Origin of the sequence: Agrobacterium sp. rho-13.3, from assembly GCF_033957765.2 — a bacterium.
GTDB lineage: Bacteria > Pseudomonadota > Alphaproteobacteria > Rhizobiales > Rhizobiaceae > Agrobacterium.
Genome location: NZ_CP192776.1, coordinates 28696 through 48169 on the forward strand (window position 1 = coordinate 28696; position 19474 = coordinate 48169).

Here is a 19474-nt window from a genome sequence, read left to right on the forward strand (position 1 = left end):
CACACGACGGGTAATCCTCCGTCACCGATGAAGACAGCCTGGAGGTCTTCGTTATCATCAAGACCGCATCGGCAAAACTCCGACGATCGCGCCTGAACGTAAATGGTCACGGAGAGGGGCATTCGCTCTTCAGACGGGAAATCTCTTCTAAATTAGTGACTTATCTATTCTGGCCAAGATTCGATGGTTCGATTCCCCTCAAGGCGTGGTGTTGGCGTCTGAGGGGGCACGCACTCGGAAGTCACGTGCACCCTCTCAAAAGCTTCCAGGCCGACAATCCAAATGATCGATAAAACGATCCGGAAACGACGCACTCGTTTTTGCGAGATCAGAGCTCACTGCTCTCGTACAGCGGCCTGGCAGGAACATTCCCAATGGCGCTTGCTACATGCCGGCATTTAGTGTGCTGCACTTTCAATATTTGCTGATCGATAGTGACTTGGAGGCGCACCCATCACCCGTTTGAAGGCCCGGCTAAAAGAAGCTTCCGACTCATAGCCAAGGCGTTGTGATACATCGGAAATTCGCGCGTTGTCGCGAACGATCCAGTGTCGGGCCTGATGCATACGCACCTGTGCGATATACTGCGCCGGTGTTTCGCCAACCACGTTGGCAAACTTGGCAGCAAAGCCTGATCGCGATACGCCTATCAGATCAGCAAGTTTCTCGACGGTCCAATCATACTTTGTGTGGGAGTGAATTGCAGCTAGGGCACGTCCGATCTGCGGATGGCGAACCGCTGCGATCCATCCACTGGCGCCGACGCATCCGTATTCCACCCAGGAGCGGATGATCTGCGCCGCAAGGACGTCCGCGAGCCGCGCTACAATCCCACACGCGCCGACGCGGTTTGCCGCCATCTCGCAAGCCATTGCATCAAGCAGTTGAAGCGTGGCGGGTTCGTGACGCATGAGCTCCTTGGCTTGCATGACGTCCGGCATCATTCCGAGCAGGGGATGCAGGCTGTCCAAATTGAAGCGCATGGACCCATAGAACACCAGGCAGTTGCTGCCGGTCGCCATAGTGCTCGGATCGTAGACATCTTCGCCGAGAGGGCGACACTGCCATTGGGGGAAAGGTTGCCGTATGGCGCCTGGCTCACTGGCAAGTGCGTGGGCTCCTCCGCGCGGCAGTAAAACAGCATCGCCGGCTAGTAGCTCCAACCATTCTCCTCCCGGCGTCAGGAGCCAGCAGGCTCTGCCTCCGACGAAATGGAAATATGCGTTCTGTTTTTGCGGAAAAGAGAATGCCCAGGAGCCGTCAAGATGACGCCGCCCATACTCGATGCCGTCGAGCCGTAAACTTTGCAGCATGCCGGTGAGATGATCAACTGGCGGTGAATTAGAGGAATTGCTAAGCATATCAGATTCTATAACATGGAAACGCCAATTCGTCCACGGTACGACTCTGGAAACAAACCGGAGCCTGCCTGTGTCCCATACGTCCTGTGACAATGATGCGATATCCTATAGCGATCTTTCCCCCGATGTCGGACCGACAAAGGCTGCCTGGGGTGCGGTCGCATCGCTGGCCGTTGGTGTCTTCGCCATGGTCACAGCGGAGTTTCTGCCAGCCAGCCTTTTGACACCCATGGCCAATGATCTCGGCGTCACCGCTGGAACCGCTGGGCAGGCGGTAACCGCAACGGCGCTCGTCGCGGCCGTCGCGGCACCTGTCGTTGTCCTTGGAACGGCGAGGCTCGATCGCCGCCTCGTGATCTGGGGCCTGTCGCTCCTGCTCGTGCTGTCCAATCTCCTTGCGGGTGTGGCGTGGAACATCTGGGTGCTGATCCTTGCTCGTATTGGCGTCGGAATCGCGCTGGGCGGGGTCTGGGCGCTGGCCGCCGCTCTTGCGCTTCGCCTGGTCCCCCGGCATATGCTGCCAAGGGCGACCGCCGTCATCTTCGGCGGCATCGCGGCTGCGACCGTGTGTGCTCCTGCGCTCGGAGCCTTTCTCGGCGATCTCTGGGGATGGCGCGTCACTTTCACTGTGGCGGCCGGTCTGGCTGCATTCGCTTTGTTGATGCAACTGATCACGCTGCCGAGCCTATCTCCCCAAACCCCGCCCCGCCTTGGTACCTTCGCGATTCTTCTACGGCGGCGCAGCATCCGGATCGGATTTGTGACGGTGCTTCTTGCCTTCTCCGGACATTTCGCAGGGTACACCTATATCCGGCCGTTTCTCGAGCAGGTGCCGCATCTCGACGTGCACACGATCTCTCTGGCCCTGCTCGCCTTCGGAGGCGGAGGTCTCTTCGGAAACTTTGCCGGTGGCTTCCTCGCTGAAAGAAGCGTCAGGCTGGAGATCGGCGTGGCATCGGTTCTGTTGGCTTTTGCTGCATTCACGCTGTTGGTCTTTGGACACAGCACGGTGACAGCCATTTTCGCGGTGACGACATGGGGCTTTGCATTTGGTGCGCTACCCGTCGGCACCCAGACATGGACGACGCAAGAAGGTGCGGACCATGCCGAAAGCGCAGGCGCCCTCCTCGTCACCACCACGCAAGGGGCAATTGCCATCGGCGCCGTGGCGGGAGGCATGCTCGTCGACAATCTGGGTATAGAGAGCGTCATGATCTACTTCTGCCTGACGGCAATCGCGGGAAGCTCCGTAATGCTTCTTCTTTCGCGAAAATAATCACCCACACCGGTATCGCCGCGCCAGCGCAGTTGGCGCTCCCACCGAAACCCTCTCGCATCGGAAATTACCTCCAATTTCAGGCGGGAACGAAAAATATGGAAAGCAAAATGTTAGAATTTGGCAGTCTTGGACATGCAGCAATTCATGCTGTGCAACGAAGGAATTTTCTTCTTGGTGCAGCCTCCTTTGCGGGCTTTGCGCTTGCAGGAAACGCGGTGCTTGCCGCGAGCAGGCTCATAGGGAAATCGTCGGATTACATCAAAAATATCTCCGGCTTCTCCGTTGGTGAGGTGACCACCTCCAGGCACCGGACTTCCTATATTGAGGCTGGTCCTAGAACGGGCCCGCTGATGATTTTTGTGCACGGTCATCCCGAGCTGGGTGTCATGTGGCGCGCGCAGATGGAGCATTTTGCAGCTGCCGGGTGGAGATGCGTCGCGCCTGACATGCGCGGTTACGGCGGCTCCTCCGTCCATGCTGAGGTTAGCAGCTATGCCGTGCAGGAAATCGTCACCGACATGATAGAACTACACGACGCTCTCGGCGCCACGGCAGCGGTCTGGGTCGGGCATGACTGGGGTGCTCCGATCGCATGGGCTATGGCTTCTCATCATCCCGAAAGGTGCCGCGCAGTCATCAATATGTCCGTACCCTATATGGCGCGTGGTTTCGCTTTGCCTCATCTTGTCGCTTTGGTCGACCGCGATCTTTATCCAGTCGAGAAATATCCGGTCGGCCAGTGGGACTACTGGCTCTATTACAGAGAACAATTTGAAACCGCCAACCGGGATTTCGAGATAGATGTTCCGGCAACGATCGCGGCCCTATACCGGCCTGGTCCTCAAGAAGCGGTCGGCAAGCCCGCGTTTACCGCGACTCTACGCCAGGATCAGGGATGGTTTGGCCCAAGCCATCGTGCTCCGGCAGTGGCGCCCGACTTCGGGATGATCCCCGAGGCCGATTATGAACTCTTTGTTTCCGCCTTTTCGGAAACCGGGTTCGCCGGCGTAAACGCCTGGTATCTCAATGACGCAGCCAACATTGAATATGCAACTGAAGCTCAAAATTTCGGCCATCTCGATATGCCGGTTCTGTTCTTGCATGGAGACTTCGATGTCGTCTGCGAAACAGTGAATAGCCGGCTTGCGGAACCGATGCGCGACGATTGTGCGGACCTCAGCGAGGTAAGGGTTCAAGGCGGTCACTTCTTCATGGTCGAAAGAAAAGAGGAAGTGAATCTCGCCATGCACGAATGGCTGTCCAAAAAGGGTATCGAATAATGATACCGCTGTCGATTCTGGAACTCGCCCGTATAAGCGAGGGATCTGATGCCAGCGAAACGCTTGCCAACGCTCGCGGCATTGCTGTCCATGCCGAAATGCTGGGTTACAAACGCATCTGGATTGCTGAGCACCACAATATGCCCGGCATTGCCAGCGCTGCGACATCGATCGTTGTCGCCCATCTTGCAGGAGCGACATCCCAGATCCGGGTCGGTGCTGGCGGCATCATGCTGCCTAATCACGCGCCATATATTATCGCCGAGCAGTTCGGAACGCTGGCGCGGCTTTTCCCGGATCGTATAGACCTTGGGCTGGGCCGAGCACCGGGTACCGATCAGCGCACGCTCAGAGCGCTGCGTCGTTCGCCGCAAGACGCCGACAATTTCCCGCAGGATGTCCTTGAGCTACAGGCTTTCCTGGCATCACCGGGAGATAGCCAGCAAATCGTGGCGGTTCCCGCGGCCGGAACGAACGTACCATTGTGGATTCTCGGCTCCAGCCATTTCGGAGCAATGCTCGCGGCGGAACTCGGGTTGCCTTACGCGTTTGCATCGCATTTTGCGCCCGAGCACATGATCTCGGCGCTCAATATCTATCGCGAGCGCTTCAAACCCAGTGAACAACTTGCTGAACCCTACGCCATGATCGGCGTCAACATCATCGCTGCTGAGACGGACGAAAAAGCGCAATCGCTCGCCACGACGCAGCAGATGTCGTTTGTCGATATCATTCGCGGCGCACGCCTGCTTACGCGTCCTGCCATCGACGACATGGAGAATTTCTGGTCGCCAAGTGAGAAGATGCGCGTGCTGCAAATGCTGTCCTGCTCGATCATTGGGTCCGTCGAGACGGTTCGAACCGGGCTTGAGGCACTGGTCAAGACGACGGGTGCCAACGAGTTGTTGGTCGTTTCGGATGTATACGAACACGCGACGCGATTGCATTCCCTCGAACTGGTCGCCGAGGCGGCAGGTCTCGAGACCACTGGTCGCAATGATCTTACCCCACCCACACCAACTCAAAGCTAGAGGCAAGAACGATGAGAAAGCTCGACGGAAAAACGGCTGCCGTCACAGGCGGAAGCCGTGGAGTTGGTCCCGCGACTGCCCGTCAATTTATCGCTGAGGGAGCGCGAGTGATTATTACCGGTCGCCGCCAAAACGATCGACAACGCGCTGACGGGCCTCGTTGAAAATGCTATCGAAAGCCGCGCTATTGGGCGAGGAAACTACCGCGGAATCCGCTGGATGTGCTCAGTCAAGGTCCGGTCAAAACCCCATCCATCGAAACGTTAGGTGTTGAGTCTCCTCAAACCGAGTCGGCGCCCCTAAAGTCTTGTCTCCAATATTTGAGCACGGGTTGGCGGTTGTGATCGGTCCGCAACTAGCCTATGTCGTCCTCATCAGAAGTCCTGATTCAGTTGGGACTTTGATCGGTATTTGCTTTTGCGACCCCTCTAACTAAATTGCAAATACCATCAACGCCGGTCGTGCTTAAGTCGGTAGACCTAAACGTCACGAGCTGTGATGGGCCCGTGTAATAGCTGCAAGGTGCCTTTGATCCGATGATGATGAACCCACGATGGACAGCACCGGTCGTAACATTGATCTTTGGCATATTTTTCTGGCAGGTCGTGTGTCATCTAGGCGACGTCAATGAACCTTGGGATGCCACCGCATACTGGTACGCTGCCTATCCTTTATCAGTAATCATATCTGGTGTAATCGCGTGGTTTTCCGGAAAAATGTGGTACGCAGGAGCGATCATCACCTTCGCGCAGTTGCCTGCGTTGGTCGTTGCAAACAACGACACTTCAATAATGATCGGTCTCCCCTTTTTGCTTGCTTTGTCGCTTCCTGCCATTGCGACATCAGCGCTTGCAACGCGGTTGCGACGTCGGGCTTAGGCTCATCGCAACCCCTCATGCGTCGCCGCAGCACTTGCTGCGACAAACGCAATTTCCGATGTGGCGTGATCAGGCAGCCTGCTGACTGTCGCTGCTGAGGATTTCAACGATTCGGTCATAGCCGTAGAGAGTAGCGAGGCTCAGTGGTGTCAGGCCCGAGTGAGTTTTCAAATCACGGCGAGCACCGGCTGACACCAGAGACGCTACGGCATCGGCGTATCCATGCCACACAGCATCGTGCAAAGCGGTTAGACCATTGTAAGGTCCCTGCGCATCGAGCTCAACCTGTGTGGGCCCCTGCTTTGTTGATGAGGTCAGAATATCGATATGATCCGCCTTTCCGAAATAGGCAGCATCGTGAAGTGGCGAACCACGCATGAGACCGATCGTACGGCGAGGATCTGCTCCAGCATCCAGCAATACACGTACTATTTCGGCATGGCCTTCGCGAACTGCAAGACCGAGAGGCGTGTAGTCGTCATCGAACGTCCCGGTTATTGGCACCCGAACCTCAAAATCCACGCCATCTGCGATCAGCCGCTTCACCTCCTCAATATTTCCGGCCTTGACTGATGAGACGATTAACATGCCCGCGATGTGCTTTTCATCTGCCTCATCTCGTTCCTCAATCAACGCTGAGATTGCTTGCAGGTCGTCATACTTGGCGATGTCGATCGCGGTCTGTTGCCAGTAATTGCGTATGGTGGTCCGCGCGCGGCGCGACAGCAAAGCCCGCACGACAGATTCGTGCTTGTGAAGCACGGCGTCCATCAAGGCGGTGTTACCGAGAACGGGCGATTGCTGATCTATGAAGGCTCCATGGTCGAGGAGGACACTGATCACGTCGGCGCTGCCGGACTGTGCCGCTTTATGGATTGCCGTTGCTCCCATACGAGGTTCCGCCGCCAGCACGTCCGCTCCGGCAGTGAGGAGCAAAGCAACAGCTTGTGCCTGCCCAAGCGCAGACGCGATCATCAACGGCGTGAGACCATCGGGGCCTCGAGCATTGACGTCGGCCCCGGCGTCAATAGCTTGTTTAACCGAAGCAAGATCGCCTGTACGAAGTGCGTGAGAAAGTGTCATGGTCTTATGGTCCTTGATTGGTTAGGCAGTTGCTGAAACGGTAGTATTCAGGCCGTTCAGGAATTTGATGATTTCGGCATTCACGCGTTCGCGGGCCTCATGATGAGGCCAGTGACCGACACCTTCCAGGCGCACGACATCGACGAGCCCAGGCGCTGTCTCGCGCATTTCTTCCACTGTCGGTGGGACCGGGTGGAACAGTCGGCACAACCCGTCTGCATCGCCCCAAATATAAAGCGATGGCTGCTTGATCAGCACATCCTTGTAGGCAGCGAGATGCTCAAACGTCGCCTGCACGCCACGGTACTGGTTCAGCCCCCCTCTGAAGCCCGTTCGCTGGAACGTTTCGATGTTGTGTTTCACATAGGCTGGATCGGCCCAGCTCGGCAGCACGTCAGGTGAAGGTCGGAACATATTCCGCTTTGCATCGATGGGGTCCCAGCCGGTTCCTTCGACGGGCTCGCCCGAGAGCCAATAAAGTGCACTCGGAATAGTCTTGCTGGCATCGCGGATCCGGTCATCCGTCTCCGGCTTCATCATGTCGAAAGCGTAATAGAGATCGCCGAGACCGCGATTGCGTAGCAAGTCCCATGTACTCAACTCGCCCCGTGGCAGGAACGGGATGCCGAGCGTTATGATCCCGTTGAAACGATCTGGTCGCATGACCATCGCCCGTTGCCCGTGGTCGGCACCCCAGTCATGCGATACGATCGTTGCGGTAGGCACCTGCAAAGCATCAAGAATGCCAATCAGGTCCCCAACAATTAGGGCCCCACTGTAAAGTGCGGGATCGTCCGGGGAATAGCTGTCGCCAAAACCCCTCATGTCCAGCGCAATCGCGCGGTACCCGTTTTCTGCAACAACTTGCATCTGGCTACGCCACGTTTCCACAGTGTCTGGAAATCCGTGCAAGAAAAGCACGACTGGACCACGGCCTTGTTCAACGACATGGAAAGAGGCACCGTTGGCCTCGATTTGCGAATGAAGTACGGGATGATCCGTGGCGGCTGATAGTACACTAGGATGGCTCATTTTATGCTCCAATTTATGCTTGATCCGAGCCTTGCGGCGTGTGTTGGATCGGCTCCAATTCCATGACTTCACCACCTGAAGCGCGAAGCCTTTCAAGGTATGTGGCGTGCTCTATGAGTTGGGCCGGGAAGTAGAGACCCGGTCGAGGCGCATCGCCTTGGAGACCAGCAAGGCGTTCAAGAACGAGCGCGACACCCAAACCCGTGAGCGGCATCTGCCCACCGGGGTGAATGATCGCGTGACGTTTCCGAAGCGGCTGACCGGCGTGATCCAGGCCCGAAAGGTTGATTATGATTTCAGTCGAGACCGGTCCGCCATTTCGGCGGGCGGAGCTCACTCCAATGGCCAAGTCGAACCGAATATCAGGTGCGCCGATTGCGTTTCCCAGCAACAAGACATCGTTCGGCGAAAACAGGTTCGCGTTCAACTCGGTACCGTCGATTGCGCGAACCTTTGACTTGGTTTCGTCGCCATGGCACCACCGCCACGCGCCAGCCGTTCTTATAAGAGCAGCAGCACCAGCATACATCTGGCGCTCAAGGTCTGCATTTGCCGCAGGTCCAAACGCATCTTGCTCATCGAGCACCGCCTCGATGTGAAAGTTTTCCAGACGACCAAATTCTCGGGCGAACAAGAGCGACGGTACGCTTGTCGCACCAACCAGCCACTCTGTACCCAAAACGACGGGCGCGGCGGCAGGGTTTTGCATGAATGTCGCAGTTTCCAAACCGAGTTCGCTGATGCTTGGCGAGATGTTGATATACCCGGCACCTTTTTGCTGGGCCCAGCGGAGAGCTGCCCCGGTCTCATCGGTAAAAAGCGTTGCGACTGCCGAGACACGCCGCTCGCCTAAACCCAAGTCGGACGCAGTGAGGTCCACGACCACCGCAGACGCGCCGTCGACAGCTGCTGCTGCTCGTATCGCCCGTTGTTCGTCGCGACCGCCAATGAGGATTGGTACATCAGGATGTTGGTCACGCAAGAAGCGTGTAGCCCAGCGCCCGACCTCACCAGCGCCGCCGATAATCAGGATTGGGTCGTGAAGACTTTCACAAGCTTGTAACATTGCGACACCTATGTTTTACTAATACCTACATATGGTAGGTTACTACAAGTAGGTACGCAAGTGGAAAAACCAAAAGTCGCTGTCGACAACAGGACGGCGGGCCGTCTTTCAAAGCCCGAGCGGCGTCAGCAACTCCTGGAGACGGCGCGCTTAATCGTTCGGGAGGAAGGTGCTGATCGGCTGACGTTAGGCCATCTGGCAGTCCGTGCGGGCGTCTCCAAGCCTGTGACTTACGAGCATTTCGAGACCAGAACGGGTCTGTTAATTGAACTCTATCGTTGGATAGACACCGAACGGATCACCGCGTTTCGCACGCTTATGGCTCAGGATAAACGACCGGCGAGAGAGACTGTTGCGGCTTTGGCTAAAACCTATCTGGCTTGCGGAACCGACCAGGGTGACGAATTTCATGCTGTCGGCGCGGCGCTTGCAGGAAGCGAAGAGAAAGCAGGCGTTTACCAGGAGTTAGTCGACGCTGTGATCGAAATGTTCGTGGAAGTTCTACGGCCTCACTCAAGCTTACGGCCGGAATCGTTGGCGTTGGCTTCCGCAGCTTTGGTTGCAGCAGGAGACGCGTTAACAACCGCCGTTACGCGCGGGAATTGCTCTGCTGCTGAGGCAGAGGAGGTGTTTTCGGTTCTCATTGGAGCTGTGGCCCCAGGTGAAGTTCGAGAATTGATGCCGGGCGCCAACAACTCTTAGTTTTTCAACAGTAACTGAGCAGAGCGGTCATATTTCAACAACCAGTAGTCGCCTCCGGAGCTGGTCCATGGCGCGTTGAAACACGGCCGGGTTGTCCAGCGCGCGCGACAACACTATTGCGCCCTGTATGGAAAGCACGGCATCTTCCGAGAGGATACGCGCTCGTTCATCGTGCTGGCCCTGCCGAACGAGCGCTGCTTGCAACGCGTCTACCCAGCTTGCGAAATAACCCCGAACGGCCTGGGAGAAGCGGTCTCGTGTATTGGAGACGGCCAAGGCGCCAACCAGGCATACACGCCTGCCAGATTTGAAGTAATCCGTGATGGCATCAAGCATCGCATTGATAGCAGCATTGGCATCGCTCCCGTTCCGCAAGGGGGCATATATCGCAGTTTCGAACCACTGTTCGATTTCTGTGAGGACAGCCCGCACCATCTCTTCTTTCCCACCAGGAAAAAAGTTGTAGAGGCTGCCCTTGCCGAGGCCAGTAGCCTTGCCAATCAAAGCAAGGCTTGCCCCTTCATAGCCGTGTTCACGGAACACTTCGGCGAGGGGAGCTATGGTGTCAGATCTTTCGGCAACCATGCGGGCCATGACTAGAGACCCAAATCGCTGAGGCCAGGGTGGTCATCCGGCCGACGGCCGAGCGGCCATTGGAACAGGCGCTCGCTTTCGGAGATCGGCATTTCATTGATGCTGGCATGTCTATGCGCCATCAGCCCGTCCTCGGCAAATTCCCAGTTCTCATTGCCGTAAGCGCGGAACCAGCGACCGCTATCGTCATGATATTCATAAGCGTACCGCACTGCAATGCGGTTACCGGCAAAAGCCCAAAGCTCCTTGATGAGGCGGTAGTCGTGCTCCTTGTTCCACTTGCGTGTCAGAAATGCCTGGGCCTCGTCGCGAGTGGTGCAGAACTCGACGCGATTACGCCAACGCGTGTCGAGCGTATAGGCCTGAGCGACCCTGGCAGCATCGCGTGTGTTCCAGCCGTCTTCGGCCAGGCGAACCTTTTCTACTGCACTTCCCAGGGTGAAGGGCGGGAGTGGAGGGCGTGACATGTTGGATCCTTTTTAAACTTGTACTGATTGGTACGAATTTTACCGATTAGTACAATGTGCTCTGACGTCGTACCTGTCAAGCATGCGAAGACCGGGAAGCTATATACCGACGACGAGCGGCAGGGACTCCCTTGCGCAATCATCGATCACGTCACAACCCGCAACCTGCGCACCGTCAAAGCCTTACGTGGCTCATAATGTGAACCCCTGAGCAGCACATGAATGCGTCAATCGGCGGATTTGGAGCATTCATCACTTTAGCGAGTCGTCATTCACCTACTTGAGCTGAGTTGCTTATCGAGACTGTGACGTAAAAATTGCCCGAGGGATTTCACTTCTGGCGAGAGCGGTCCCCGTCCTTTGATCAGCGCGATTTCGGACGCCGGTTGATCGTCAAAACCTTCGGACGAATTTAGCTTTCGATGCTCCGGTAGAACTGCGTCGGATGGCAAGAGGCTTATGCCCAGGCCCGAGGCAACGGCCGCTTGCACGCCCATGAGCCCCTGGCTGGTGTAGGCGATCCGCCAGCGGCGGCCATTGCGCTCGATGGCGCGAATGGCGCGATCGCGATAGATGCAGCCGACAGGAAAAACGGCAAGTGGCACAGGGTCGGTCTTGGCGGCGTGAGTGGCACTTTCCACCCAGATAAGGTCTTCTGTCCAGCTTGCAATACAAGGCCCATCGCCCGGCTCGCGTTTGATCAGCGCCAGATCGATCTCGCGCGCGTCCAGCAGGCGACGAAGTTCCGCGCTCCAGCCGCTGACAGTATCCAGTCGAATATGTGGGGATGCGGCAGAAAACCCAGTCAGAAGGTCAATCAGGCGCCGCCCCGCAAAGTCTTCCGGCACACCAAGGCGAACCGTGCGCGGTGCCGAAGGCTTTCGCATCACCTCAGCGGCCTCTTCTGCCGTTGCGAGCAGCCTGCGCGCATAGCTCAGAAGCAATTCACCAGCTTCCGTTGTCTCGATCGTGCCTGTGGACTTGTCGCGCCGCAAAAGCAACGTGCCAAGATTACCCTCCAGCTTTTTTATCTGCTGGCTGACCGTTGATTGCGTCAGGTGCACACGTTCAGCGGCTTTCGTGAAGCCGCCACTATCGATCACCGCAGCGTAAGTTTTCAAAAGATCGAGATCGAAACCAAAGCTCATTTGATTTTCCACTGAACGATATCACCACATTTAATTGTGCAATGTTGTGGGAGTTTGTCAATCTGAGGAAAAAGGAGATAACACATGACATTGAGCGGACAAAAGCCGACATGGCTGACTTTCGATTGCTACGGAACCTTGATCCAGTGGGACGAGGGACTGCTCGCGGCAATGGACCGGATACTTACGACAAAAGGCACTGGTGTTGACCAGAAGGCCTTTATCTCAGTCTATGACCAACATGAACATGCCTTGGAGGCGGAGCCGCCTCATCGTCGTTTTGCTGCGGTCAGCGCCCTTGCGCTGGAGCGCGCTATGGGTGATTTCGGGTTGCCGTTCGAGACCGCCGACGCCGAGATTCTCACGTCCTCGATCGGCAAGATGCCGCCTTTTCCGGAGGTTGTCCAAACACTTGGAGAGCTGAAGGCCGCGGGTTTCCTCTTGGCGATCATCTCGAACACCGACGATGCGATCATTGCCGGAAACGTTTCCCAGCTTGGCGGCCATATTGATCGCGTTATCACCGCCGAGCAGGCTGGAGCTTACAAACCGTCACGGCAGACTTTCCATCATGCCTGGGAAAGCCTTGATATCGGCATGGAGGATCTGGTGCATATCTGCGCCAGCCCGCATCTCGACCTCGTGGCCGCGCGCGAACTTGGCTTTCGTACCGTCTGGGTCGATCGAGGAACGGGTCGCAAGCCGCTGGAGGACTACCGACCGAATGCTATTGTACCAACACTCGATAAGGTGCCAGCGGTGCTTTCTGCCGCAGGCTGGATGTGACGGATTGCTGAGGAAGCCCATATGGCACATGAACTGAATATTCCCAAAGCCCAGCTTGCGCCACGGCGCAATATTTCTCTGGAAACGGACGAGATATGGCGGGCAAGGGTCGATCTTGCCGCCTGCCTTCGAACAGCGGCGCGCCTCGGTCTCGAGGAAGGCATTTGCAATCATTTTTCGGCTGTCGTGCCTGGACATCCGGATCTCTTCATCGTCAACCGTCTGGGCTGGGCCTTTCAGGAAGCGACGGCGTCCTCGCTGCTGATCTGCGATTTCGAGGGCAATGTGATTTCCGGTGACGGCGTGCCGGAGGCGACCGCGTTCTTCATCCATGCGCGTGTGCACAAAATGGCGCCGCGCGTGGGGGCCGCTTTTCATACGCACATGCCGAATGCGACTGCCCTCAGTATGCTGGAAGGCGAGCCACTGGTCTGGGCTGGCCAGACCGCGCTCAAATTCTATGGCCGCGTGGCAATCGATGAGCATTACAATGGTCTTGCCCTGGATGAAAGCGAAGGAGACAGGATTGCCTCCGTGCTCGTCGACAAGGATATCCTGTTCATGAAAAACCACGGCGTGATGGTCTGCGCACCGAACATTGCCGAGGCTTGGGACGATCTTTACTATCTGGAGCGTGCGGCCGAAGTTCAGCTAAAGGCAATGAGTACAGGTCGAATATTGCTGCCAGTCTCGCTCGAAATCGCAGCGGAAACGGCAAGGCAAATGCGGGAAGGCGACCCCGAAAGCGCCAGACTGCATCTGGAAAGCCTGCGCCGTGTTCTAGATAGGCTGGACCCTGGTTATAGCGCCTGATCTTATTGCGTCCCGGAATGTACCCCGGGACGCAATAACATGGCTTTTATCTATTTCAACAATGCCCTTAACCGTGGCGTCGCAAAGTCCAGAAACGTCCTGAGTTTAAGCGGCATCAAGCCGTCCGATAGATGGACGAGTTGAACAGGCGATGCCTCTTGTTCGAAATCTTCCAGTAGCGGCACCAGCAAGCCGGCATCGACTGCGCGCTTTGCTTGATAGGCCATGACCCGCGTCATGCCGAGACCAGACGCTGCAGCATCGACCGCAGCTTCCGCCGTGTTGACGGAAAGGCGCGTCCGGATCGGCACCGCGATATCTTTTGCGCCGTCGTGGAACGTCCAGAACCGTGTCGAGAGCACGCCTTCGAACGCGATGCAATCATGTTGCTTGAGTTCGTCTGGATGGGACGGATGGGAATGCCGCTTCAGATAGTCGGGATTGGCATAGACGGTGGTGCGCGTGAAGCCGAGGCGGATAGCGATCAGGCTGCTATCCGAAAGGCGGCTGATGCGCAGCGCGACGTCGATATGTTCGTCGGCGAGACTGATCGGCCGGTCGCTCATGATCAGTTTGATGTTGATGTCCGGAAAGGCTTTCAGAAAATCCGTGACGACTGGCAGGACATGCAGGCGGCCAAAGACGATTGGCACCGTCATCGTCAGATCTCCCTTCGGTGCGACGTATTCTCCGGTAGCGCGGCGTTCGGCTTCCTCCACCCGCCCCAGAATTTCACGAGCCGCAACGACATAACTCTCTCCGGCCTCCGTGAGCAGGATTCGGCGGCTGGTGCGGGTGAACAGGCGAATGCCGAGAAAGCTCTCCAACTCGGAGATCTTGCGGCTGACCGTCGGTAGTGGCGAGTGCAATGCGCGCGAAGCAGCGGAAAGGCTACCATGTTCCACCACTGACAAGAGAACACCCATGGCGTCGAGACGGTCCATCTTTGCCTTCCATAAAACGAGAGGGTGGTTACCTAAATAACCGTCTACTCTAAAAATATGGTTCCCGCTAGGTTTCTCACGTTACCGGATGAAGGTGTCCGGACCTCAAGGGAGAAAACCATGAAACTCTATCACTTCCCGCTTTCGGGCCATGCGCATCGCGCTTGTCTCTTCCTTTCTTTGCTGAACGTGAAGGCTGAGATCATCGACCTCGATCTGGCGAATGGCGAGCACAAGACGCCGGAATTCCTGAAGCTCAACCCGTTCGGCCAAGTGCCTGTGCTTGTCGATGAGGATATCGTCGTCAACGATTCCAATGCTATCCTGGTCTATGTCGCCACGAAGCTTGGCCGCAAGGACTGGCTGCCCGACGATCTCGCCTCTGTCGCGAAGATACAGAAGTGGCTTTCCGTGGCCGCTGGAGAAATTTCATACGGCCCGTGCGCGGCCCGCCTGATCACGGTATTCGGAGCAGACTTCCGCGCCGAGGAAGTGATTGCCCGCGCTCACCGGATTCTCGGCCTCATCAATGCTGAACTCGAAAATCACCGTTTCATCATCGGCAATACACCGACCGTCGCGGATGTCGCGCTCTACAGTTACATCGCTGGCGCGCCGGAGGGCAATGTCGATCTGGCGCCGTATCCAGAGGTTCGTCACTGGCTGGCGCGGATCGAAGCTTTGCCCGGTTTCGTCGCTCTTCCGAAAACGGCCATCGGCCTCGCAGTCTGACATCGCCTTGCGGCCGGGTGCTGGCCCGGCCGTCGTTCCCATAGGAGGTTCGAATGCCTGTTGAAGAACTCTCACCATCGTCACCTTGGCATGCAGGTGAACTACAGATACAGCGCCACGCCGGTGTCCTGGAACAAATGGACCCCGTCGGGCGTAAGGTCTTGCGCACGTTCATGCTTGATCAGCATCGGGAGTTCTATCCGATGCTGCCGTTCATCGTCATCGGAACGGTCGATGGCGATGGCATTCCATGGGCGACGATCCGTAGCGGACGACCGGGCTTTGTGCAGGCTCCCGATGCCCAGACACTCCGTATCGATGCCGCCAGCGATCCCGCTGATCCCGCCGAAGCCGGGATGAACGACGGCGACCCGATCGGTCTGGTCGGCGTCGATCTCATCACGCGTCGACGCAACCGAATGAACGGTACGGTCGTGCGCAGCAGCAGCGACAGTTTTTCCGTTGCCGTCGGACAGAGCTTCGGCAACTGTCCGCGCTACATCCAGCATCGTCAGTTCAGCTTCGTGCGCGATCCAGCAACGCGACAGTCTTCCGAAGTGATTGTTTCAGATCGGCTCGACGCACATCAGCGTGGCATTATCGAAGCCGCCGACACTTTCTTCGTGGCGTCCTATGTGGACCTAGAGGGTGAAGGACGGCAGGTGGATGTCTCCCATCGTGGTGGCCGACGCGGTTTCGTTCGTGTCGATGCCGATGGTGGCCTGACTGTGCCCGATTTCAACGGCAACCTGTTCTTCAACACGCTTGGCAATTTCGCCGTCAATCCGCGCGCCGGGCTACTGTTCGTCGATCATGAGACGGGTGACATGTTGCAGATCGCTGGCAGCGTCGAGATCATACTGAATTCGCCCGAGATCGCTGCCTTCGAGGGCGCCGAGCGTCTTTGGCGCGTCATGCCGGAAAAGGTGGTGCTGCGCAAAGATGCACTGCCGCTGCGCTGGAGCTTTCTCCAAGATGGCATGTCGCCAAGCAGCTTGATGACGGGAGACTGGCGCGAGGCCGCAAGCCGCTTGAAGGTCGCGGCCCAGGCAAAAACCTGGAGGCGTTTCCGCGTTGAGCGAACCATCGCGGAAAGCTCGACGATCCGTTCGCTGCACCTTGCGCCGGTCGATGACGAGGCTGTCATCCCGCATCTGGCTGGCCAGCATTTGCCGATCAGCATCATGGATGGGACGGACGCAATCCGCCGCAGCTATACAATATCGAGTGCTCCATCGGACGGCTTCTACAGGCTGAGTGTGAAGCGCGAAGGCCGGGCATCCACAATCCTGCATAAAATGCGCGAAGGCGACGAGATCGAGGCTCTATCGCCTTCTGGAGCGTTCACAATCGATGCAACAGAACGCACTCGTCCGGCCGTGCTCCTTGCCGCTGGCATCGGCATTACGCCCTTGCTGTCGATGCTGCGTCATGTCGTCCATACAGGTGACAGAACGCGCTATCGCCGTCAGGTATGGTTGTTCAGGTCGTCGCGCACCTCTGCCGAAAGAGCATTCGACCGCGAAATCGGCGAATTGGTTGCGCGCAGCGAAGGAACCGTTCGGGACATCAAGGTGCTCGGTGCGCCCGATGTCGAGAGCGACGGCCTTTTTGATGCAGTCGGCCGCATCGACATGACGCTGTTAAAGGCACAGTTGCCGTTCGGCGACTATGACTTCTACATCTGCGGACCGTCGTCCTTCATGCAGTCGACGTATGACGGGCTCCGCGGGCTGAACATCGCAGACGGTCGCATCCATGCGGAGGCGTTCGGCCCCTCCGGCCTTAAGCGCGACCACGCCGTTGACGTATCGGCGAAACCGCGCAAGCCTGCCGCTTCGGTCCCGACGCCTGTCGTCTTCACGCAATCTTCAAAACAGGCGCAATGGAAGCCGGACGGCGGGTCGTTGCTGGAACTTGCAGAGCAAAGTGGCCTCAACCCACCTTATGGCTGCCGAGCTGGCAATTGCGGGGATTGCCGAACGAAGATCGTCAAGGGTGACGTTAGTTATCTCTCAGAGCCTGGCTATGCGGTCGCAGATGGCGAGGCGCTGATTTGCTGTTCGGTTCCTGCACAAGGGGAGGAGGCTTTGCAACTCGAACTGTGAGTGCTGCGAATTCACTGTCAGACGACTTTATGGCCCTCTCACCTCGTGCAACGTCAAAGACATTTCATCGCAGCGTTGAGGGCTTTCGCTTGTCGCTCGATTTGAGCTTTGCTCATCGAGCGGTTCGTCACAATCATGCGCCAATAGAGCGCCGATGGAATCATATCCAGCGCCATTTCGACGTCGATGTTTGCATTGATCTCGCCGCGTGCGATAGCACGCTCGATCAGGGCAGTTCCCGCAGCTCGACGAGCCTGCGCAAGCCTCGTCAATGCGACAACGAGTTCGCTTTCACGAGCGGCTTCCGCGTAAATATCAGGCAATATTCTGCGGACGAGCCGATGACGAAGCGCGCGTCTCATCATCATCAGGTATGCTTCAAGCTCTTCGATGAGACTGCCTCTAGCAGAAACATCAGTCAGCTTCAGACCAAGCTCCTCTATCGCTTCTGAAGCCATTGCAAGCTTCGATGGCCAGCGACGGTAGATTGCGGCTTTGCCGGCACCTGCCCGCGTTGCGACCCGCTCAAGGCTTATTCCGCCATAGCCGTAGAGGGCCCAATCTTCAAAGAAGGCCCGAACCAAGGCTTTTGTCAGATCAGTGCGCATGACCGCAGCACCGCTGGGCTTACGTCGAATCTCTTCGTCGATACTCTTGCGTTCCATCCAAGGTGCTCCATATACTGGATGGAACGATAGCGTTCCATTCATCAGGAGTAAAGCACTATGACCCATAACGCTGACCTGTTCCCAAGTCTGTCGTCTCTTTTGAGGCAGGCTCTGGGCGATCTAGTTTCGTCTGAAGCGATCTCGTTTCTCGATATGTGCGATGACAATATCGTTTTTGAGTTTCCCTACGCGCCTGAGGGATTTACCGAGCGTCTTGTCGGCAAACCAGCCCTTGAGGCCTATCTTCCAACTGTGGCCGATTTGCTGACAATTGAATCGATGAACCTAAATCGGGTTATCGTCGCCACCGGTTCTGAGGCAGCCACGATCGAATTTAGCTGCAAGGGATATTCCAACGAGACAGGCGCACGCTACGATCAAATCTATGTCTCGGTGGTCGATTTGAAGGGCGGGCTCATTACGCGCTACCGCGATTACTGGAACCCGCTTATCCTTCTCTCGGCAACGAAACCTTCACCTGTCACGACGGAGGCTCAATGATGGAGAAAGATAAGTCAGCGAAAATCCTTGTGACAGGCGGAACCGGAACCACCGGACGATTGGTTGTGGAGGGCTTGAGAGAGCGGGGGATCATTCCAGAGATAGGCACGCGCACTCCGTCTCGCGAAAGCGAGGTTCTGTTTGACTGGCAGCAGCCGGAAACTGCGCGGAGAGCTTTTGATGGGGTAGATGCGGTGTACATTGTCGCTCCGACAAATACGAGCGACCATGGTGCAGTCGTCCCGCCCGTCCTCGATATTGCGCGCTCCTGCGGTGTCCGGCGCTTTGTCCTGCTCAGCGCGTCATCGTTGGAAGCCGGTGGGCCGATGATGGGGCAGATCCACGCTTATCTTACCGACAACGTTCCAGAGTGGACAGTTTTGCGCCCCACCTGGTTCCTACAGAACTTTTCTCACCAACAGCACCAGATCACCATCCGGCAAGAGAATGCCATTTACTCGGCAACTGGATCGGGCCGGGTTGGCTTCATTGACGCAACCGATATCGCCAGAGCGGCTGTCAGCACTCTGCTTGAAGACAAATCCTGGAACAGGTATTTCATTCTGACGGGCCACGAAACGTTGTCCTACGCGGATGTTGCGTCCAAGCTGAGCAGCATTCTTGGCCGTAACATCCGACATGTGAATCTCGACGTCGATCAACTTGCCGAGCGATATCACGCGGGTGGTCTGGATAAGGATTATGCGCAGACGCTCGCTTCAATGGATAAGTGGATAGAGGACGGGAATGAAGACCGCGTCACCGACTGTGTGTTTGTGCTAACGAGACAGGCACCGAAATCAGCGGACGTATTTATTCGGGAAAACCACCAGCGCTGGCTATCATGAAGTCGACCTCCACACCGCCACCCACAGAGCGCGTGCATGGTAAGAAAGAAGCGCGGCCCGATGGTTCGAATCCTCTCAAGGCGTTTGTATAACGCCTTCTTCCGAGATCGTTACTCTGATCGCGAATGAGAAAAAACAAGTTCGCCAGCCAGA

At 56.9% G+C, this 19474-nt stretch carries 21 protein-coding genes; 11 read left to right on the plus strand and 10 right to left on the minus strand.

The annotated features are described in order from the left end of the window. Window positions 1-398: 398 nt before the first annotated feature. Window positions 399-1361 carry an AraC family transcriptional regulator gene (locus RMR16_RS23445; protein WP_320200772.1) on the minus strand — a complete coding sequence of 321 codons (963 nt, stop codon included), beginning with the start codon at window positions 1359-1361 and terminating at the stop codon, window positions 399-401. Between the two features lie 70 nt (window positions 1362-1431). Between RMR16_RS23445 and RMR16_RS23450 the strand changes: the two genes are divergently transcribed. The 4 genes from RMR16_RS23450 (at window position 1432) to RMR16_RS23465 (ending at window position 5115) form a co-directional block, all read left to right on the plus strand. After that, window positions 1432-2637 (plus strand): MFS transporter, encoded by a 1206-nt coding sequence (locus tag RMR16_RS23450; protein ID WP_320200773.1) that lies wholly within the window; start codon window positions 1432-1434, stop codon window positions 2635-2637. Window positions 2638-2735: 98 nt separating this feature from the next. Beyond that, the gene (locus tag RMR16_RS23455) at window positions 2736-3920 is read left to right on the plus strand and encodes an alpha/beta fold hydrolase (RefSeq protein ID WP_320200774.1); all 1185 of its coding nucleotides are present in this window, start codon (window positions 2736-2738) and stop codon (window positions 3918-3920) included. Further along, the gene (locus RMR16_RS23460; protein ID WP_320200775.1) at window positions 3920-4951 is read left to right on the plus strand and encodes an LLM class flavin-dependent oxidoreductase; all 1032 of its coding nucleotides are present in this window, start codon (window positions 3920-3922) and stop codon (window positions 4949-4951) included. The genes RMR16_RS23455 and RMR16_RS23460 overlap by 1 nt, the downstream gene beginning before the upstream one ends. Before the next feature lie 11 nt (window positions 4952-4962). Further along, window positions 4963-5115, plus strand: coding sequence for an SDR family NAD(P)-dependent oxidoreductase (locus RMR16_RS23465; protein WP_320200776.1), 153 nt, complete (start codon window positions 4963-4965; stop codon window positions 5113-5115). A gap of 500 nt (window positions 5116-5615) precedes the next feature. Here RMR16_RS23465 and RMR16_RS23470 read toward each other — a convergent pair whose 3' ends face one another. From RMR16_RS23470 to RMR16_RS23485, 4 genes are all read right to left on the minus strand, one after another. After that, window positions 5616-5786, minus strand: a complete 171-nt coding sequence (locus RMR16_RS23470; RefSeq protein WP_320200777.1) for a hypothetical protein — start codon at window positions 5784-5786, stop codon at window positions 5616-5618. Window positions 5787-5898: 112 nt separating this feature from the next. Then, window positions 5899-6912 (minus strand): ankyrin repeat domain-containing protein, encoded by a 1014-nt coding sequence (locus RMR16_RS23475; RefSeq protein WP_320200778.1) that lies wholly within the window; start codon window positions 6910-6912, stop codon window positions 5899-5901. A gap of 21 nt (window positions 6913-6933) precedes the next feature. Beyond that, entirely contained in the window at window positions 6934-7944 is a 1011-nt protein-coding gene (locus RMR16_RS23480; protein ID WP_320200779.1) for an alpha/beta fold hydrolase, read from the minus strand. 13 nt (window positions 7945-7957) lie between these two features. Continuing rightward, complete coding sequence (locus RMR16_RS23485; RefSeq protein ID WP_320200780.1) at window positions 7958-9010, minus strand: NAD(P)-dependent oxidoreductase; 1053 nt, start codon at window positions 9008-9010, stop codon at window positions 7958-7960. 60 nt (window positions 9011-9070) lie between these two features. Between RMR16_RS23485 and RMR16_RS23490 the strand changes: the two genes are divergently transcribed. After that, window positions 9071-9712: a TetR/AcrR family transcriptional regulator gene (locus RMR16_RS23490; protein WP_320200781.1), complete on the plus strand. Its 642-nt coding sequence runs from the start codon at window positions 9071-9073 to the stop codon at window positions 9710-9712. 27 nt (window positions 9713-9739) lie between these two features. Here the strand turns inward: RMR16_RS23490 and RMR16_RS23495 are convergent, their stop codons facing one another. The 3 genes from RMR16_RS23495 to RMR16_RS23505 form a co-directional block, all read right to left on the minus strand. Then, a complete protein-coding gene (locus RMR16_RS23495; RefSeq protein WP_233137250.1) occupies window positions 9740-10306 on the minus strand; it encodes a TetR/AcrR family transcriptional regulator in 567 nt (188 codons plus the stop codon). A 2-nt stretch (window positions 10307-10308) separates the two neighbouring features. After that, a complete protein-coding gene (locus RMR16_RS23500; protein ID WP_233125027.1) occupies window positions 10309-10773 on the minus strand; it encodes a DUF1348 family protein in 465 nt (154 codons plus the stop codon). Window positions 10774-11045: 272 nt separating this feature from the next. Beyond that, window positions 11046-11921, minus strand: a complete 876-nt coding sequence (locus tag RMR16_RS23505) for a LysR family transcriptional regulator (RefSeq protein ID WP_320200782.1) — start codon at window positions 11919-11921, stop codon at window positions 11046-11048. Window positions 11922-12005: 84 nt separating this feature from the next. Here RMR16_RS23505 and RMR16_RS23510 point away from each other — a divergent pair, with 84 nt between their 5' ends. Both RMR16_RS23510 and RMR16_RS23515 read left to right on the plus strand, forming a co-directional pair. After that, window positions 12006-12707 (plus strand): haloacid dehalogenase type II, encoded by a 702-nt coding sequence (locus RMR16_RS23510; RefSeq protein WP_320200783.1) that lies wholly within the window; start codon window positions 12006-12008, stop codon window positions 12705-12707. Window positions 12708-12728: 21 nt separating this feature from the next. Next, window positions 12729-13520 (plus strand): aldolase, encoded by a 792-nt coding sequence (locus RMR16_RS23515; RefSeq protein ID WP_320200784.1) that lies wholly within the window; start codon window positions 12729-12731, stop codon window positions 13518-13520. Window positions 13521-13570: 50 nt separating this feature from the next. Here the strand turns inward: RMR16_RS23515 and RMR16_RS23520 are convergent, their stop codons facing one another. Further along, on the minus strand, window positions 13571-14464 hold the full coding sequence (locus RMR16_RS23520; RefSeq protein ID WP_320200785.1) for a LysR family transcriptional regulator: 894 nt from the start codon (window positions 14462-14464) through the stop codon (window positions 13571-13573). Between the two features lie 120 nt (window positions 14465-14584). Between RMR16_RS23520 and RMR16_RS23525 the strand changes: the two genes are divergently transcribed. Beyond that, complete coding sequence (locus RMR16_RS23525) at window positions 14585-15196, plus strand: glutathione S-transferase family protein (protein WP_320200786.1); 612 nt, start codon at window positions 14585-14587, stop codon at window positions 15194-15196. A 53-nt stretch (window positions 15197-15249) separates the two neighbouring features. Then, window positions 15250-17304, plus strand: a complete 2055-nt coding sequence (locus tag RMR16_RS23530) for a pyridoxamine 5'-phosphate oxidase family protein (RefSeq protein ID WP_320200787.1) — start codon at window positions 15250-15252, stop codon at window positions 17302-17304. A 53-nt stretch (window positions 17305-17357) separates the two neighbouring features. Here the strand turns inward: RMR16_RS23530 and RMR16_RS23535 are convergent, their stop codons facing one another. After that, window positions 17358-18038 carry a TetR/AcrR family transcriptional regulator gene (locus tag RMR16_RS23535; RefSeq protein ID WP_320200788.1) on the minus strand — a complete coding sequence of 227 codons (681 nt, stop codon included), beginning with the start codon at window positions 18036-18038 and terminating at the stop codon, window positions 17358-17360. On the opposite strand from RMR16_RS23535, the gene RMR16_RS23540 reads away from it, so the two are divergent. Together RMR16_RS23540 and RMR16_RS23545 are read left to right on the plus strand one after the other, a co-directional pair. Beyond that, complete coding sequence (locus tag RMR16_RS23540; protein WP_233137989.1) at window positions 18030-18473, plus strand: nuclear transport factor 2 family protein; 444 nt, start codon at window positions 18030-18032, stop codon at window positions 18471-18473. The two genes, RMR16_RS23535 and RMR16_RS23540, sit on opposite strands and share 9 nt — an antisense overlap. Further along, window positions 18470-19321, plus strand: a complete 852-nt coding sequence (locus tag RMR16_RS23545; RefSeq protein WP_233137990.1) for an NAD(P)H-binding protein — start codon at window positions 18470-18472, stop codon at window positions 19319-19321. Before RMR16_RS23540 ends, RMR16_RS23545 begins: the two co-directional genes overlap by 4 nt. Window positions 19322-19474 lie beyond the last annotated feature (153 nt).

Coding starts and splice junctions, on each gene's coding strand:
- RMR16_RS23460 (WP_320200775.1), top strand. CDS start 3,920: ATGATACCGCTGTCGATTCTGGAACTCGCCCGTATAAGCGAGGGATCT.
- RMR16_RS23535 (WP_320200788.1), bottom strand. CDS start 18,038: ATGGGTCATAGTGCTTTACTCCTGATGAATGGAACGCTATCGTTCCAT.
- RMR16_RS23475 (WP_320200778.1), bottom strand. CDS start 6,912: ATGACACTTTCTCACGCACTTCGTACAGGCGATCTTGCTTCGGTTAAA.
- RMR16_RS23515 (WP_320200784.1), top strand. CDS start 12,729: ATGGCACATGAACTGAATATTCCCAAAGCCCAGCTTGCGCCACGGCGC.
- RMR16_RS23505 (WP_320200782.1), bottom strand. CDS start 11,921: ATGAGCTTTGGTTTCGATCTCGATCTTTTGAAAACTTACGCTGCGGTG.
- RMR16_RS23485 (WP_320200780.1), bottom strand. CDS start 9,010: ATGTTACAAGCTTGTGAAAGTCTTCACGACCCAATCCTGATTATCGGC.
- RMR16_RS23455 (WP_320200774.1), top strand. CDS start 2,736: ATGGAAAGCAAAATGTTAGAATTTGGCAGTCTTGGACATGCAGCAATT.
- RMR16_RS23510 (WP_320200783.1), top strand. CDS start 12,006: ATGACATTGAGCGGACAAAAGCCGACATGGCTGACTTTCGATTGCTAC.
- RMR16_RS23525 (WP_320200786.1), top strand. CDS start 14,585: ATGAAACTCTATCACTTCCCGCTTTCGGGCCATGCGCATCGCGCTTGT.
- RMR16_RS23520 (WP_320200785.1), bottom strand. CDS start 14,464: ATGGACCGTCTCGACGCCATGGGTGTTCTCTTGTCAGTGGTGGAACAT.
- RMR16_RS23480 (WP_320200779.1), bottom strand. CDS start 7,944: ATGAGCCATCCTAGTGTACTATCAGCCGCCACGGATCATCCCGTACTT.
- RMR16_RS23545 (WP_233137990.1), top strand. CDS start 18,470: ATGATGGAGAAAGATAAGTCAGCGAAAATCCTTGTGACAGGCGGAACC.
- RMR16_RS23445 (WP_320200772.1), bottom strand. CDS start 1,361: ATGCTTAGCAATTCCTCTAATTCACCGCCAGTTGATCATCTCACCGGC.
- RMR16_RS23500 (WP_233125027.1), bottom strand. CDS start 10,773: ATGTCACGCCCTCCACTCCCGCCCTTCACCCTGGGAAGTGCAGTAGAA.
- RMR16_RS23530 (WP_320200787.1), top strand. CDS start 15,250: ATGCCTGTTGAAGAACTCTCACCATCGTCACCTTGGCATGCAGGTGAA.
- RMR16_RS23465 (WP_320200776.1), top strand. CDS start 4,963: ATGAGAAAGCTCGACGGAAAAACGGCTGCCGTCACAGGCGGAAGCCGT.
- RMR16_RS23470 (WP_320200777.1), bottom strand. CDS start 5,786: ATGGCAGGAAGCGACAAAGCAAGCAAAAAGGGGAGACCGATCATTATT.
- RMR16_RS23495 (WP_233137250.1), bottom strand. CDS start 10,306: ATGGCCCGCATGGTTGCCGAAAGATCTGACACCATAGCTCCCCTCGCC.
- RMR16_RS23540 (WP_233137989.1), top strand. CDS start 18,030: ATGACCCATAACGCTGACCTGTTCCCAAGTCTGTCGTCTCTTTTGAGG.